At 59.3% G+C, this 16,184-nt stretch carries 10 protein-coding genes and 2 pseudogenes; 7 read left to right on the forward strand and 5 right to left on the reverse strand.

Features of this window, described 5'->3' with window-relative positions; translation table 11 throughout:
• The first annotated feature begins 1,001 nt into the window (after positions 1 to 1,001).
• Positions 1,002 to 1,634, forward strand: a complete 633-nt coding sequence (locus CWO89_RS04860) for a recombinase family protein (protein ID WP_245475723.1) — start codon at positions 1,002 to 1,004, stop codon at positions 1,632 to 1,634.
• A 753-nt stretch (positions 1,635 to 2,387) separates the two neighbouring features.
• The gene (locus tag CWO89_RS04865; protein WP_130577513.1) at positions 2,388 to 2,717 is read left to right on the forward strand and encodes a hypothetical protein; all 330 of its coding nucleotides are present in this window, start codon (positions 2,388 to 2,390) and stop codon (positions 2,715 to 2,717) included.
• Positions 2,718 to 3,283: 566 nt separating this feature from the next.
• Here CWO89_RS04865 and CWO89_RS04870 read toward each other — a convergent pair.
• Positions 3,284 to 4,972, reverse strand: a complete 1,689-nt coding sequence (locus CWO89_RS04870; protein ID WP_207234395.1) for an arylsulfatase — start codon at positions 4,970 to 4,972, stop codon at positions 3,284 to 3,286.
• Positions 4,973 to 6,034: 1,062 nt separating this feature from the next.
• On the opposite strand from CWO89_RS04870, the pseudogene CWO89_RS45705 reads away from it, so the two are divergent.
• Together CWO89_RS45705 and CWO89_RS04875 are read left to right on the forward strand one after the other, a co-directional pair.
• A pseudogene (locus tag CWO89_RS45705) lies at positions 6,035 to 6,230 on the forward strand (L,D-transpeptidase); the annotation flags it as partial.
• A gap of 340 nt (positions 6,231 to 6,570) precedes the next feature.
• The gene (locus tag CWO89_RS04875; RefSeq protein ID WP_165421008.1) at positions 6,571 to 8,310 is read left to right on the forward strand and encodes a carboxylesterase/lipase family protein; all 1,740 of its coding nucleotides are present in this window, start codon (positions 6,571 to 6,573) and stop codon (positions 8,308 to 8,310) included.
• A gap of 93 nt (positions 8,311 to 8,403) precedes the next feature.
• On the opposite strand, the gene CWO89_RS04880 is transcribed toward CWO89_RS04875, so the two are convergent.
• Positions 8,404 to 8,952: a terminase small subunit gene (locus CWO89_RS04880; protein ID WP_130577515.1), complete on the reverse strand. Its 549-nt coding sequence runs from the start codon at positions 8,950 to 8,952 to the stop codon at positions 8,404 to 8,406.
• Between the two features lie 191 nt (positions 8,953 to 9,143).
• On the opposite strand from CWO89_RS04880, the gene CWO89_RS04885 reads away from it, so the two are divergent.
• Complete coding sequence (locus CWO89_RS04885) at positions 9,144 to 9,455, forward strand: hypothetical protein (protein ID WP_245475722.1); 312 nt, start codon at positions 9,144 to 9,146, stop codon at positions 9,453 to 9,455.
• 230 nt (positions 9,456 to 9,685) lie between these two features.
• On the opposite strand, the gene CWO89_RS04890 is transcribed toward CWO89_RS04885, so the two are convergent.
• From CWO89_RS04890 to CWO89_RS04900, 3 genes are all read right to left on the reverse strand, one after another.
• A complete protein-coding gene (locus CWO89_RS04890; RefSeq protein ID WP_130577516.1) occupies positions 9,686 to 10,150 on the reverse strand; it encodes a thermonuclease family protein in 465 nt (154 codons plus the stop codon).
• Positions 10,151 to 10,890: 740 nt separating this feature from the next.
• The gene (locus tag CWO89_RS04895; protein ID WP_130577517.1) at positions 10,891 to 11,955 is read right to left on the reverse strand and encodes an IS110 family RNA-guided transposase; all 1,065 of its coding nucleotides are present in this window, start codon (positions 11,953 to 11,955) and stop codon (positions 10,891 to 10,893) included.
• Positions 11,956 to 12,053: 98 nt separating this feature from the next.
• Positions 12,054 to 13,250 (reverse strand): hypothetical protein, encoded by a 1,197-nt coding sequence (locus CWO89_RS04900; RefSeq protein WP_130577518.1) that lies wholly within the window; start codon positions 13,248 to 13,250, stop codon positions 12,054 to 12,056.
• Positions 13,251 to 13,889: 639 nt separating this feature from the next.
• Here CWO89_RS04900 and CWO89_RS04905 point away from each other — a divergent pair.
• Positions 13,890 to 14,165 carry a hypothetical protein gene (locus CWO89_RS04905; protein ID WP_130577519.1) on the forward strand — a complete coding sequence of 92 codons (276 nt, stop codon included), beginning with the start codon at positions 13,890 to 13,892 and terminating at the stop codon, positions 14,163 to 14,165.
• Between the two features lie 246 nt (positions 14,166 to 14,411).
• A pseudogene (locus CWO89_RS04910) lies at positions 14,412 to 15,443 on the forward strand (IS110 family RNA-guided transposase).
• Positions 15,444 to 16,184 lie beyond the last annotated feature (741 nt).

Genomic DNA, 16,184 nt, shown 5'->3' on the forward strand with positions numbered 1-16,184 from the left:
ATGATGATCGACGTTACTTTGACCTCTCCGCCTAAAAAGCCTTCGGCGACCGATTTCTTTTCAGATGTGAATTACAAAATCCAATATGCAAACGAGTTTTGCAGAGAATTTGTTGATCCAGGTGCTCTCGCGCGGGTCGCCCTGCGAGCAATTTCTCGGCGGCGTGAGGAACTTTCTGGTGATCCTCAAAAACCTCCAGCTAAGTCTACCGCGTACGTTATTCGACAATTGAAGCGGCCTGACGAAATTACATTACTTCGCCGCGTCTACGGGAAACAGTTCGTTCTCATTTCCGCTTATGGATCGGCGGAGAAGCGCACGAAACTTATCGAGGACCGGCTAAAGAAGACATTGCCACCCTCCACTGCAAACAACGAAATTTGCAGTAAGACGAGCCAACTGATCGATATAGACAGCAATGAAGAAGACAACGATTTTGGTCAGCGCCTTCGTGAAACGTTTCACTTGGCCGACGTTTTTATTGACGGCCTTTCGAAGCAGTTGATGGATGATAAGCTCACTCGCTTCATCCAAGCGTTTTTTGGACGAACAGATATTGCTCCTTCGAAAGAGGAATACGGAATGTATGCCGCCAAGTCGGCCTCGCTCCGCTCTTCGGACTTGTCGCGGCAAGTCGGGGCGGCTCTATTTTCTCTCGATGGTGAATTGATCACACAAGGATGCAACGAGGTTCCAAAGGCCTTTGGCGGGACCTACTGGGATTCAGAAGAACCAGATTTTCGGGACGTCAGGATCGGTCATGATCCGAATGACGTCTTGAAAAAAGAGATTCTACGTGACCTCTTCGACCGTCTTTCAAAGGGCGGTCTTCTTTCTTCAACTGCAAAAAAACTGGGAAATCTCGATGAAATGATCGGAAAGCTAACCCGCAAGCGCAAACCTGGGAGTAGCGAGAGCAATGGTCCTTTGGCAACCGCGGCAATTATGGACGTGACCGAATACGGGCGAGTAAGGACAGCGAACGCCGCCAAAGGGCAGCCATCGCAGGCTACGCTAGGGCGGCTGGCTACGAGATCGTTGATTGGTTTTATGATGCTGCTGTTAGGGGCGCCGATCCGGTCACAGCGCGTCCTGGCTTCTCGGCTATGCTCGATCGGATCGCCAGCAACGGCGTCCGCACAATCATCGTTGAAAGCCCAGATCGCTTCGCCCGCGACTTGGCCGTGCAGCTCGCCGGCCATGACTACTTGAAGCGACTCGGCGTGATGCTGGTTCCAGCCAGCGCCCCGGACTTTTTCGTTGAGGATACGCCAACAGCGGTGCTCGTCCGACAGGTTCTGGGCGCTATAGCGCAATTCGACAAGGCCACAACGGTCGCGAAGTTGCGGGCGGCGCGAGACCGCAAGCGGAAAGAGGTCGGCAAAGTCGAGGGCCGCAAGACCTATGCCGAGAAGGAGCCCAAGCTGGTGAGGTGCGCCCGCGAGTTGAGCGAGCTGCGCCCGCGGCTGTCATTGCGCCAGATCTCCACTGAGCTGGCATCTCAGGGATTCACCACGCCGCGCGGAAAAGCCTATTCCGCCTCGGCTGTGGCCTCGATGCTGGATAGACTTGCAAACCGCGCGACCAAGGGCGCCGAACCAAAGCGTGGACGTCGATGGAAGCGAGTGCCTTGACCGCGCCGGCCCCACTCTTGGTTAGCGGCGGGATGGCGACGATTTGGGTCGCACAAGATCGACCACACCTCCTTTGCGAGCGCGATTAGCAAGAAGTGTGGGTAGCTCACGGATCAAGTTCCCGTGGCCAGCTTTACGGCGGCAAATTACTGAAATACGTTCCGCCGTCGCATTGGTGGCGTGAAATCCGCTGATGCGCAGAGAAGGCAGCAGAGGTAAAACGGCTTACGCCGGGTGGCTCCAAAAATACCCACTAGTAGCAACACCGGGTCGCTCCCGGTGCGGTGGCAATATTGGGGGTCAGCACCTCTGCTGCTGAATTTCAACCACCCGGCACCAGCCGGTTCAGCGCGGAGGGCTGAATTTGCGAACCCTGGTATTCTCCGTTCTTGTCGGGCTCGCCCCGACTCTTGGCGCGTGCGCTGGATCAATTGTCGGCGACGCAATTGCTGGTCCTGAAAAACTCGCCCAGCAGGACGATGCCTATTGCCAGTCAATTGGCACCCGATTCGGAACGCCGGAATATTCGAATTGCCGGCTGATCCAGCAGCAAACCCGCGAAGCACGGCACGCGCACAGGCTTGGAATCGCCGCGGCCGGCGCTGCGATAGCAGCGTCAGCGGCCTCACCGCACACCACGACGCGGTGTCAGCGACTCGGGCCAGAGGTCATCTGCAACACACAGTGACCACTTTGAGCCGTCGCTCAAGCGTGGCTCGCTCCTCCGCTGGACAGATAGACTAGGAGGGCGACATGGCCCCCGGACTATTCACTTACCGGCTCTTCGATACTAGCGACGGCAAGCGCGCACTCTTCGGCATCGTCAACGCGGCGCACATCGGAGAAGCCTTGGAGAAAGCCTCAAGCTTAGTGCGCCACCATAACACCTCGCGCGTGGAGATCGAGAGTACCAGCCAGGCGCACAGTGATGGCCTCGGGCACCTGAGCATGGTCGCCGAGCTTGCCGCTTCGAAATCAGCCCCGTGCTCCCGGGCGACCTCGGTGCGTGCTGAAGTGAAGCGAGGCCCCGATGAAGGCGCGGTTCATATCTTTTCGCCGGAGCAGATCAGGAAGTTCGACTGAAAGCCGGCGCAGCGGTGGCGCTCTCCTGATCGCTACGGTGTGCATTGGAAATCTGGGGCTACCTCGGAATTTGGGATCGCAAATGAGTCGCCGTTCTCTCCTCAGCCTCTTTATCTTCTTGAATCTTGCCTGCTGGATAAGTTTGTTTTTCCTGGCGTGGCCAACCAACGATACGACCCCACCGCTCGTTGCCCGAGTGGAGCGGTGACTGACCACCTTGCGTCCCACTGGCTCACGAATGGTCGAAGGCTTTCATTGCCGTCATGGTGCCTTTTTGGGGTCGTGGTGCTTGTCGGCGGCTAAGGACAGCTTGCCACCGCGAGGGCAATCTACCAAGGGCGTGTACTAACAACTCAGAGCGCTCCGGATCAGGACGGGGTCCATGTCTGCTATGCCCTCAACAGCGGCATGAAAGCGGACATCGCCGGAAGTCCGAATCGGGCCACAAGCGGAAACGCTCTCACAAAGGCGCGGCGGCGAGCCGTTCGATGAAGCCGACCCGCCGCCGCTAGATAGAGTTCGCCAACAATTGGCTTGGGGGTACACAAGTTATTTCGCGAACGATATTACCCTCCGCCGCCCTTGATATTGGGCAGGTGTTTCACGTCCAGCATCGGGACTGGGTTTTCTGGGCGTTGCAGATCGGGTCTCCAGTCGTTCGAGGCTCCGCCCGGCTTCCGTTTGATGCTTGGATAGTCAACGATCGACTTGTTGAACTCCATCACGACTGGGAAGATCAGGGCCAGAACCCAGCCGTTGTCCTGCCCGGCATACTTACCCGGCGACTGTGTGGGCATGCGTGCCGCCATCGCGCCGTTGAACACCATGTCATATTTCTCGAACGGGTCCATCGTGAGATTGTAAACTGAGCCGATCGCGCCCAAGTTCTGTTCCGGACCGAGCCAGGTGTCCTTGGCCGTCCACAAGTACTTCCACGCAATGCTGAGATCTGGGTTGGTTGGATCACCGCCGACATCCGCGCGTGCTCCCATGAAGCTTTCGCCGTCGATGTAAATCCACGACCTTCGTGCTGAGTGCTTCGCACGACCGAGGATGTACTCGCTGTTGTCGATGCTATCAAAGTAGATCGGCTTACCATTGTTGTCGGTCCATGCGCCCTGCGACGGCGGGGTCAGGCCGACCATCTTGGCGAGCGTCGCCCAGCAGTCGATATGCGACATTATTTCATGATACTGCGTACCGGCCGGGAGATGTCCGGGCCACCACATCAAGGCCGGGACGCGCCAACCACCTTCAAATGCTGAACCCTTTTCGCCACGGAACGGCGTGGTGCCAGCGTCGGGATAGGCATCCTGCCACGCACCGTTATCAGCCGTCAGGATGACGATCGTGTCCGGAGCTTCCGCGCGGATCGTGTCCATGATCCGGCCGATATCATCGTCGAGTTCGAGCAACGAGTCCGAGTAGTCGCCCAACCGGGACTTCCCGGCAAACTTCGCCGCGGCATTGGTCGGGTTGTGCATCTTCATGAAATTGACGTCCATGAAGAACGGCTTGGCGTCCTTAGCGTGCTTCTTGATGTAATCAATTGCGTAGTCGGCCTGCCGGACGTCGAAGTCGGCAAGGCGATCGTAGGTGATGTACTCGCCTCGCTTCGCCGGTTGCCCCGCCGTTCCCTCCCATTCGTACATGTTCACGACTTCGAAATAAGCTTTCGCGACCTCTGGGTTGTACGAGGGAAACCATGGATGGAACCACTTGGACGTGTCGGCATAGGTGTAGACGCCCGGATAATACGCGGCGAATGCCTTCATCTCGTCGAAGCCGTGCTCGATCGGATAGGACTCCGCCTTGTCACCGAGATGCCACTTGCCGGAAAAGTAAGTCATGTAGCCGTTCTTCTGAAAAAACTCGGCTATGGTCGGCGTCTCCTTTTTGAGCGCATTCTCGTCGCCCGGGGCAACCACGATGGAGAGGGCTGAGCGGATCGGAATGCGTCCGGTAATGAACGACGCGCGGCCTGCCGTGCAGCTTGCTTGACCGTACCAGTTCGTGAACGTCGCGCCTTCCTTGGCGATCCGGTCGATGTTTGGGGTTGGATGGCCGAGAGCAGCGCCACCCCCGCTATAGGCACCGAAATCGTTCCAGCCAGTGTCGTCTGTCATCAGCATGACGACGTTGGGTCGCTTTTGCTGTTGTGCGGATGCGGGCAGGCTCGTCACCGCGAACGCGGCAACACTAGCCAGCAGCCCACGCCATAACGCGTGTCCATTTCTCATGGTCAGTCCTTTCATTTGAACTACAAGGGTCTGATGGAGAAAACGGTAGGCAAATCAGCAAGGTATCCCAAATCAATCGATCGGCACCTCCGCGTGTTCTGTTACGATTCCGCTACCCGAAGCGAAAGTGCGACCAATTGCGCTGTGCAAGCTTGAGCTAGATCAATGCGGCTCAGGCTAGCCGCCTTTCAGTCCGACCTGCTTTGGACCGCTGTGGGTCTAAATGAGAAAAACTCAGCACGAGCAAATCTGGTCCGCTATTGGCCCGCAAAGCGGACCTCAATTGCAGGTGCCACCACTTCGCTGACGGGCCATAAGCCGACAAGACAGGGCCAGCGCGCGTTCCGCAGCCAACCCATCGGAAGCACTTCCGATGGGCTTGTTTGTCAGGCCCACCGGAAATGGCGCGTCAAACGTCAGTTTCTTTTCAGGGCGCACGTAAGGGACAGCGCTACTTCAGTCGAAGAGCGCACTACGGCGCAGAGACGCGGCGCTACTCTTAGGGCTTGTAGGTGCCGGGGTCGGCGCCGCCAACCAGGCCTCCACGGTCGTTTGGGCTGCCGCCATACCGACCCAAACCGTTATTTGTCCGGGTCGAACCCATGCCGACCGTACCTTGGTAAGTCCTGGCGCCCGACTTGTACTTATGGTGCTTATGTTGACTTGTCCCGGCGAGTGCGAAGGTGCTTGAGAGTGCGAACGCTGAAGCCAATGCTATCGTGGCAAGTTTCATGGTCGTTCTCCCTTGGTTTAGCCCATCAACTCTCCACCCTCTACGACCGCACACGGCGAGCGCATCCGCCTCGCAAAAACATACCAGAAAATGGCATGCCTGCCTATGCACTTCCCGCCGAGCGCGCCCGCGATGATCAAGGTTGCGATGCACTAGTTCGGCCGTTCGCAGACCGCCAAACAGATAAGCAGTCACTCATTGTCTCTGCCTCCGATGTCCGACTTGGGTCAAAACCGGCAATGCGCGGATCAAGCAGAAGATTTCTGCTTAGCTCCAAAAAGCCGACATCTGTACACGCCCTAGACGCACACGGGATCGAGGGACCGAGCCTCTCCCCGCATTAAGCGGGCGGCCGGGGCAATCCGCTCGGAGCGAGAGCGCTCCTTGCTCGATCAACCTGGGCTGCTCATCAACGGTACCAACTCGCCGAAGACGATCGGTCACCTCGTTACGACTGGATGCATTCGCCTGGCCAATGACGGCGTCGAGGACCTGTACAGGCGCGTCTCGTTGGACACCAAGGTCATTTTCCGGAGCTAGGAACGTGGCGGCTCGCGGCCGGCTAGACAAGCGGCTCCCTATTGCGCAGCCGAAGTCTGCTCCTCGCCGCGAAGTGACGCGATGGGCCACTTCCGACGTCGAGCTTAACGCTCGAATCGGAAATAAGCCGCCCCGCTCGCCCGCTTCATCAAGCCCTGGATTTACAGCGTGATCCGTCCGATGCGCATCGGCGTTTTCGCTAGACTGTCACACCTTGGTCGTCGCTCCCTCTTACGATCAATCTGCGGTTGAACACTCCGCATAACAAGAACCATGCCGCGACATGTCCGTTCTGCGAGGCTCGGGCAAAGAAGAACGCGGATGCAGTAGGAGGAAGACAATGCTCAAAGAGAAACTCGTTTCCGTTCAACGGCCGCAAGAATCGGCGCGGCCGCGACTGCCACTGTGGAACGTACTCTGCTCGACGCTTGTGCTCGGCATCGCCGCGGCGTGGGCCGCGCCGCTGCTCGCTGCACCAGCGCGGGTGACGGCGCCGGACGGCACGTTCGAGGGTAAATTCGACACGACGGGTACGATGCGGGAATTCCTCGGCATCCGCTATGCCCAGCCGGTGACCGGGAACCTGCGCTGGAAGGCGCCGCAACCGGTGAGGCCTTCGGTCGCCACGCAGGACGCGACTCAATTCGGCAACCATTGTCCACAGACGGCGGGGGCGTACGGCAATCCGACGTCGACCGAAGACTGCCTGTTCCTCAACGTCTTTGCTCCAAACAGCAACGGCGACCACGACCGCGGGCGCGGCAACGATGACAAAGACGCGCACCCGGTGATGGTGTGGATCCACGGCGGCTCGCTCGTGGTCGGCGAGAGCGACATATACGATGCGAGCAAGCTTGTGCAGCGCGGCGTGGTCGTGGTGACCATCAACTATCGGCTCGGGGCACTCGGATTCCTGGCCCATCCGGCCCTGACCGGCGACTCTCCCGATCACGTATCCGGCAACTACGGCATCCAGGATCAGCAGGCGGCCCTGAAGTGGGTGCGCCGGAACATCAGGGCGTTCGGCGGCGACCCGGACAAGGTAACGATATTCGGCGAATCGGCGGGTGGGCTTAGCACGTTCGTCAACCTCGTGTCGCCCACGGCCCATGGGCTGTTCCATCGCGCGATCGTCGAGAGCGGCGCCTATATGCAGACGCAGCCGACGCTGGCGCAGACCGAGGCGAGGGGAGCCAGGTTCGCGGCGGCCGTCGGGTGCAATCAGCCGAACCCCACCGATGTGCTTACGTGCCTGCGCGGCCTTTCGGTTTCCACCATTCTCGCCAACCAGTCTCTCACACTGTTGGGCAGCGGGGCGCCACCCAACGTCGACGGCAAGGTGCTGACCCAGTCGGTCGGAGCCGCGCTCGCTTCGGGGCAATTCAACCGCGTACCGCTGATGAACGGTACGAACCGTGACGAGTGGCGCCTGTTTGTGGGCTCGGGCTTCGACCTCGCCGGCGGTCCGGTCACCGCCGCCACCTATGTGTCGGCGATCGCAGCGACGATCGGCAACGCGGCGGCGGCGCCGCAGGTGGCCAGCCATTATCAGGTCCCTGCGCAATTCCCAAGCTTCGATCATGCGGTCGGCGCGGTGGGAACGGACACGAACTACGCCTGTCCGGCACGGTTCGTGGATGAGCTTGCGTCTCAGTTCGTCGCGACCTTCGCGTACGAGTTCAACGACGAGAACGCGCCGCAGAACTTCCTGCCGCCCATGAGCATCCCATACGGCTCATCGCACGCCTCGGAGATCCAGTATCTCTTCCCGGTCGCCAACCCGTCGGGATTTGGTTTGAATCTCCCGCAGACGCCGCTCGACGCCAATCAGCACAAGCTGTCGGACCGCATGGTCGGCTACTGGACGGAATTCGCCAGGGGCGGCGATCCCAACGGGCACGGGCAACCGCACTGGCCCCGCTTTCGTCGCAACCATCAGGTGTACCTGTCGCTCGTGCCACCATCTCCGATCACGGTAACGAACTTCGAGACGGCCCACCAATGCGACTTCTGGGACACGTTGACGGGCCGCACCTTGCCGCCTGGCGGGGGTCACGACCAGCATGCCGACAACGACTGAAGGCGACTAGTCTCGCTAGCGCCTCACCCCGTTGCGCATGCGCGATAGGGTGGGGCCGACATCGTTGGGCTCATGGGACGCTTGCCTCAGAACTCAGTGAGGCTTCAGTATTCCTTTTTTGGGCCGCGTAGCTCCCGTTCCCTGAGCGCCCTCGCCAGTTGTTCCGCGCGAGAGAAGCTCTTCAATTTGCGCATCGAGTTCTTCGTCCGTCATACCCTCGAATTCGCCCGGCTTGCCGACCTCCTTGCGGTTAATGAACATGCCCAATTCTTTACCAAGTAGCTCCAGCGCGCGGTTCGCAACACTTCCCTCGTACTGGTATTCCCCCTGCTCTTCCCCCGCTTCGCCACGCACGCGCCGGGCTTGCAGCGCACGCTCAACGTTCTCGATTAGCTTGCCCATGACCCACTCTTTGGTCAGCGCCAGCTTCTCCACGGCCTTGTCGGTGGCTTTCGCATCCGCCCTTTCGCGCTTCTCAAGCAGTTCAGATACCCGGGTTTTAATGGGTTGCGTGCGGGCTAGAGCCGAGGCGTTGTGCCTATTGGCTTTGTAGCCTGCCTCTATGTGCGCCTGAGCAGCAGAGCGTCCTTTGGCAAGCTCCTGGGCAACGCGCTCATGTTTGGGGTTCTTAAGGATTGGCATGGATCGTTCACCGTAGTAGCCGTGGCAGTGGCAGCGTTTCTCGCGAGAAGACGTTACCAAAAACAGCCTTACAAATTTTCAATGACTGGATGAGGTCGGCAGCCTCTATTTGCTTAACCACCACGTACGCTCGATAGCGCGCATGGCGGGCGAAGTTGTCTCTAAACGGGGTGCACTGCACCTGTGCGTGCTTGGCGCGCTGGCGGCCTATTTTATGGTCTGGCCAGTATGGCGGGCACAATTTCCCATCGAGATATGGTTCACTGAGCCTTGGAACGCCTACCATCTCCCTGCGCGACGCTGCGAACTACATCACCGCCCTTCCCGAGAATGAAGCCAAGGCGCCGGAGTGGCAGGCTGCAATCGAGGCGCTCATGCTGGTGGTCGAGCTCGATGGCCCGACGATGTTCGCCCGGATCGGCATGATGCCCGCCTTGAACCGTCACCATGTTCGACCGTTCAATCCGGCGCGAAAGGACCATCATTGGGACGCCGCAAGCTGAAGAGGGACCAATGACCGTCTTTGTTTACGTCGACACCAGCAAGCAGGTCGGGGACAAGGACCACATCAAGGTGTTCGCGAATGCGGACGCTGCTGAGGTGGTTCGAGCAAAACGACCCGGAAGGCGTCGCATTCGAATACGAGGTTCTGGAATAAACCTGTCATCCGTCATGGTGACGGAATGTTCCGGTTCGTCGATCTCGGCAAACTCGCAAACTTTGCGGACCACCGCTATCCGCACCAAGCGCGACGTTTCGGGCAACTCGTCGCGCCGCAGACGTAGGGATGTGCGAGACCTTCCCCGATCAGGATTTGCCCGACATCACGCCCGCCGATCGTTAGCGATCCACACAGCCGCCCGTAATTACAATTCGGGGTGCCCTCCTGTCCCGGACGGCAGGCGCACGCAACGCGCTCCAGGCTTGCATTGCCGCTGCTAAGAAGAGTCCGGAGGCGTGCGGTGGCGGCTTCGGCGCGGCGGCGCTCGTCATCGCATTGCGCCTTGTCGCCGCGCTCTGGCGTATCGAACCCTGTCAATCGATAGACGGTGCCGTTCATGCGCACGGTATCGCCGTCAATCGCCTCGATTGGACCGGCCGGCTTCGGAGCGGGGCGAATAATTTCGACGTTAGCCGCTTCGTGACCGGGACTGCTTCGCCAGTTCAGGAATGTCATGGTCGTGGCAAAGGCGAACACCACCGCACTGATAGCCCCGAGGACAATCGGCAATTTCGACCGGCGGCGAAATGGAATTACGGAGCCCATTACCTTCTTATAGCTCCAGTTTCTTTAGAGTTTCCAAATCCCGCAATTTGCGCGATCTGAACTCAAGGCCGCCAAGTCGCCGCAGTTCTTCAGGCTCCCAAGGGACCCGAGAAGCCGCTGGGGGTGCACACAAAAAGAAAGGCCGCCTTAAACCGGATGTGAAGTCCGCTTCCGGGAGCACAGCAGACCAATTGTGCTCAAAGCGAGTTCTTCGGATTTTGACCCAAATGTATGGTCCGGCCGCGCGTTGCAAGAGGTTTCGTGAACCTGGCAGATACGGTCTTGCATCAATGTATCCGGCCTCTGATTGGAGCGTCTGGTGCTCCGAGCCATCATGGATATCAGCGCGCATGCGCGCTGATTAGCGGACAGGCCTCGAACGGGGCCATTTGGGTCACCAGTGTTCGCATGCGCCGGGAAGACCGATCCTCCATCGTCGTCTCATCCTCTCGCAGACCTCGGCGGGTAAGGGATGTTGGTTACGTCATCGATAGCTCTCTCCTCACTTCGCGCTGTTCCTTTGTTCGTGCCTGGCGGTCGTTCCTTCGTCCCGACCTGCGCCCGCAGACGCGCCGCGCGCAAGGGCCGTCAAGGCCGGCCGTCGTGCTGTCCGGACGTCTTGCTCTCCCGCTGCCAGGCCGCGCCTTGACGGCCCGAGCACGGCGCGAGGATCAAGCAGGTCGGGACGCCGTCTCCTCCGTCTTGACGCAGTCGAAGGCGCGTCCCTTGTGAAGAACCGCCCAGGCGATCCGGGCGAGCTTGTTGGCGAGCGCAATCGCCAGCACGTTGTGGTGCAATCGTTTCTTGGCGGTTTCGATCCAGGATTTGAGGCCATAGCGCTCCCAACACTTGACCTTGACCAGCACGACCCACGCGGCTTGCACGAACAGCGCGCGCAGGTAGCGGTTGCCACGCCTTGATATCTTGCCGAGGATGGTGCGGTCGCCGGTCGAGATCTGCTTCGGCACCAGTCCAAGCCAGGCGCCGAAGTCGCGGCCTTTCGAGAACACGTCTCCGGTGCCGATCGCGGCCACCATTGCGCTCGAGATCAGCGGGCCAATGCCAGGCACCGTCATCAGTCGCTCGCAGGCGTTATCTTGACGGGCCAGTGTTTCGATTTCGCCAGATAGACCCTCGATACGCGCATCCAGCCGGCGCCAGTCTCCCGCCAGATCCTCGATGATGCGCAACATGCGAGGCGAGAGCACATCGGCGCGCGTCGCGAGGATACCTGGCAACTCGGACCGCAGGGAATGCGGGCCTTGCCGCACGGCGATGCCCCGCTCCAGCAGGAACGCACGGATCTGATTGATGACGCCGGTCCGCTGACCGACCAATCGATCGCGGACGCGGTGCAGCGCCTGAAGGTCGAGCTGATCGGCGGTCTTGGTTGCGACGAACTTCATGGTCGGGCGTTGGACAGCCTCGGCGATGGCTTCCGCATCTCGGAAGTCATTCTTCTGTCCCTTCGAATAGGGGCGCACATATTTCGCCGGCATCAGGCGCGCGTCGTGGCCAAGCATTTGGAGCCTGCGACTGAGATGATGGGCGCCGACGCAGGCCTCCATCCCGATCAAGCACGGCGGCAGGTTGGCAAGCCGCGTTTCGACCTGGCCGCGTAACCACTTCTGCCGCAGCACGATCGCACCGCGGTGATCATGACCTACGATGTGGAATGAGTTCTTGCCGATATCGATGCCGATCACGGCGATTGCTGCGTGGAGTTTCCGAGACATGGCGGGCTCCTTGTCTTGAGCGCCCCTGGCCAGCTTCTCGTACTGGCAGGGCCGGAGCACGGCCGGACCATTCCATTAGCGGACTAAGGCAATACGATTCAACGGCCGAAAGCGAGATACGCGCCAATAGATCCGATTGTGACGATGGCTAGCAATGCTATCGCGGCCATGAGCGGACTTGACCAGCGCGACCGTGAAATTTGTTTCACGACAAGACCATCGCCTAACGCCTTCTTAAACTTCGCAAAATGTGAGACCCTCAGCTTATGCTTGGCATTTCCATTGAGATAGATTCGGCAAGAGGGATTGGGGCGTGGCGCGTCGGTCCCGGCGACCGGCCAACCGTTGAGGAAGACGAGACCTGAAAGCAGCCGCGTCAACTCGGCGTGCGACATACCTAGCAATTGCGTTTGGTCCTTTGCGAAAGACGCGAAGGCGAGCCTGGACAACTCTTCGGTAAAGGCATCGACGAATCCACCGAAATTCTGATGGAGCTGGCCCTGGCTAAACCATGGGTGAATGACGAAGGCCAGCAAAAACGGCTTGTTACGCGCATACTGCCCCGCGAACCGCAACGGATAATCGCGGTTTTCCCGGGCGAGCGACAGAGGGTCGCTGGCGTGGCCCGAAATCGTGACGCGCTGCTGTTGCTGCGCACGGAATTCAAGCGAACCGCGCGTGGCCCGGCGCGTGACTTGCAACTCGCCCAGGAGCTTGGAGAACCCGTTATAGTCGAGCAAATCCTGAAGCATATCGATGGACACGTTCCAATCGCCTTCGATGAGGACGCTCTGGCCCGGAAGCTGGGCTTCCAACCGCTCCTGCAAGAGCTTGATTTTGTGCGCAACAAATCCAAAACCTTTGACGTCGAAATAGGCGATTTTGTCCCCTGCGAGTGTGACCTGCCCATCGAGTGTCGAACCGTTCGGATTGACCACATCCAATTTCGTTAACGGGACCTGGGCTACGAAAGCAGCCCCCGCATCCCCAAACCATTTGTAAGCCATCACCTCGCTGAATGCGCCATAAGTCTTGCGGTAGGTGAGTTCGCCCAACAAAGCGCGGATGGCAGGTTCTGGCATCTTACCTTGCAAAGCATCGACGGCATCCACGACAATCGCATTGTGCGGCGCTGAATTCGCAACATTAAACGCATCACTGTCGTGGAAGATCGACTGTCCTCCCTGTCGCGTGACGTAAATCGAGTCCTTCTGCGTTCCACTCAGACCATAGCCACGGACAATGCTGCTTAAACGCTCAAGCTCTTTGAGCCACTGGATTCGCGTATCAATCATGGGGGGCCGTCACCAGAAGTGCCCCTGTTCGGGAAGGTCGGGGCTGGAAGCTATAATATTGCGGCGGCGTCCACCCGCCTCGAAAATAATGCGCTTTGATGTGCTTTTCGGCGGCCCATGCCGTCCCCAAGCGAGGCGGTGCTTGTCCCGCATCTGGCCCTTTTGCGAAGTCCAGCCGGGCCCTGAGATGGTCCGCTTATCGGGGTAGACCGGAAGTGACGGAGCTACTTCCCAAGCGACGCTTTTGACCCTGGCTGTGTGAAAACGTCGGATCATGCAAAGCGTGGAGAATTTGCTTCTCAAGTGAACTCGCGTTGCAGCCAAGTATGCTCCTTGCACACTCTGAAGAAGCGTCTGAAGGAATGCTTTTCTCCGCAATTCGGTCGCCGCCGCGTTTTTACACAACCAAGACCCGGAGCAGAACTCAGGGTCTTTGTACCATTGCAACCAAATTCAGCTGGTTTGGTGCTGGCCTACATTGCACCAGAAATCTCGGAACTCCAAACCGTCGGGCGAGTTACAGAACCGCCGAGAGGATTGAACGATGAGCGGCAATCTAGTCGAGTTCGCAGTAGCACGCGGATTTCTGTTCACCGCGCTCGTCCTTTATTCGGCCAGTACTTGAATAGAGAGGCGACAATGAAAGCACCCCTTCTTCTTGCTGGCGCGCTAATCATCGGATGCGCCGCCCCAGCACTGGCTGATGAGTATTACGTCGTACAAGGACCCAGCCGTCACTGCACGATTACCACCACGCGCCCCGCGGACAAGGAAGTCGTGACGCAGATCGGTCCAATGGCCTTCACGAGCCGCGTGGAAGCTGAAGACCGCATCAAGCAGACCAAGGTCTGCGATGAAGGCACTGTTGGTAGCACTAGCGGCACTAGCAGCACGACCGTTATCAAAGAGAAGTAGTCGACGGCCTCATTCCTGATCGAATTCTGGCGATGCCGAGTCGCGCCCACTCCTGTCGGCGCGACTTTTTTGCTTGCAGACCACCTTGTTGGAGCCCTTTTTGAGACCGTTTGATCGGCTCCCGCAGGGGTGCTGGAAAGGTGGGTTGAGTGTCGCCTTTTGATGCTGTGGACGGCTCCTCCACCGGCACGAGGGTGCCAAGGATTGGGCGCCGTTTTGAGCTCCCACGATTCGGAGGAGCAGCCTATGCAGTCAATTTCGACGATCGGTCTGGATATTGCGAAGTCGGTCTTCCAAGCGCACGGTGTTGACGCAGCGGGCCAAGTGGTCCTGCGCCGTCAGTTGAGGCGCCGCCACGTCCTGGCATTTTTCCAGAAACTGCCGCCGTGCCTGGTGGGGATCGAGGCTTGCGCATCATCGCACCATTGGTCCCGCGAGCTACAGGCGTTAGGGCATACGGTGCGATTAATGCATCCGGCTTATGTGAAGCCCTAGGTCAAGCGGCAGAAGAATGATGCCACTGACGCGGAGGCAATTTGCGAGGCGGTCACAAGGCCTAACATGCGGTTCGTGCCGACCAAGACAGTCGAGCAACAGAGCTGTCTGATGCTTCATCGAGCGCGCCATCTCTTCATTCGCCAGCAGACTGCGGTAATCAACTCAATCCGCGCCTATCTCGCTGAGTTCGGGATTGTCGCCCCTGTCGGGCGCAGGGGTGTCGAGCAACTGCTGGAAGTCGTCGCCGATAAAGCCAACCACCGCCTCCCCGAGGTGGCCCGTGCTTGTCTTGCTGCTCTCGGCAGTCAATTACGGGCATTGAAGGCCCAAATCCTGGAGTTCGACCGACGCATCATCGCCTGGCATCGATCAAGCGCGACGAGCAAACGGCTGGACGCAATCCCCGGCGTCGGGCCGGCGCTGGCAACAGCTCTGGTCGCCAGCATCGCTGATCCCAGGGCCTTCCGATCGGGACGAGACTTCTCGGCTTGGGTTGGGCTCGTGCCGAAGCAGAACTCGAGCGGGGGCAAGGACAAGCTTGGTAGTATCAGCAAACGAGGCGATCGCTATTTGCGCAGCCTGTTCACGGCCGGCGCGCTCGCTGTGATCCGCTATGCCAAGATCCATGGCACCGATCATCGGCCCTGGCTCACTCGACTGTTGACCCGGCGCCCCACGAAGATTGCAGCCATTGCGCTCGCCAACAAACTCGCCCGGATGGCTTGGGCAATGATGGCGAAGGGCGAATGTTACAATGAACCCGCCGCTCTCGCGGTGTGACCAGACGAGATTACACCGGATATCCGGTGTGACGTAACGGTTGGGAAGGCGAACAGCACTTAATGCAGCGCCGGTCGATCCGGCGATCAGGACAACCCACTAGGGCCACAGCATCTTCGAATGCGTGCTTTTGACCGGGACCTGATCCGCGGAGGGCATTATGGCCAGCGGTCATGTGAACCGCGAAAACAGGCCGAACACATGGCCGCTCCGACCAACGCCGCAAGGTGAAGATTCTACTTGCCAACCAGGAGCCGTCCACACGTGGCCCATCGCGTCGTTTCGCTGTCAAAAGGTAACCGAGTCGCTCCAGGGGCAAAGCGGACATTGCTTCGCTGCGTTGCACCAGCGGGACACCGCCCAATCCTCGGATACACGGGAATGCAGCTCCCGGGCCTGGGCTTCGGCTGCTGCGCGTCGACCAGGAGCGGACCATCGCGCGGGCGATCGCCGCAGGTGCCGACAGGCTTGCACGTCGAGCTTGATTGCGGCGTCGCTTCTACATTTAACTAGAAGGCATTGCTCTCCGCTGTCTCCTCGGGACACACTCGCGAAAAATCCCGATCGCCTGAATTCGCCGCCTTCGTCGCCGTGACGTTGGCGCCGGCACTTCTACTTCGTGAACCTGGGCCTTGAGGGCGTGGGCGGCGTTGGCGCCGCAGGCGAAAGATTGAACGTCAGCCAGATGTTCCAGCCCGCTGGCCGATTTTCATTGGCGAATTCGCCGTAGGCCTTCAGGTT

The organism is Bradyrhizobium sp. Leo170 (assembly GCF_004296405.1).
GTDB lineage: Bacteria > Pseudomonadota > Alphaproteobacteria > Rhizobiales > Xanthobacteraceae > Bradyrhizobium.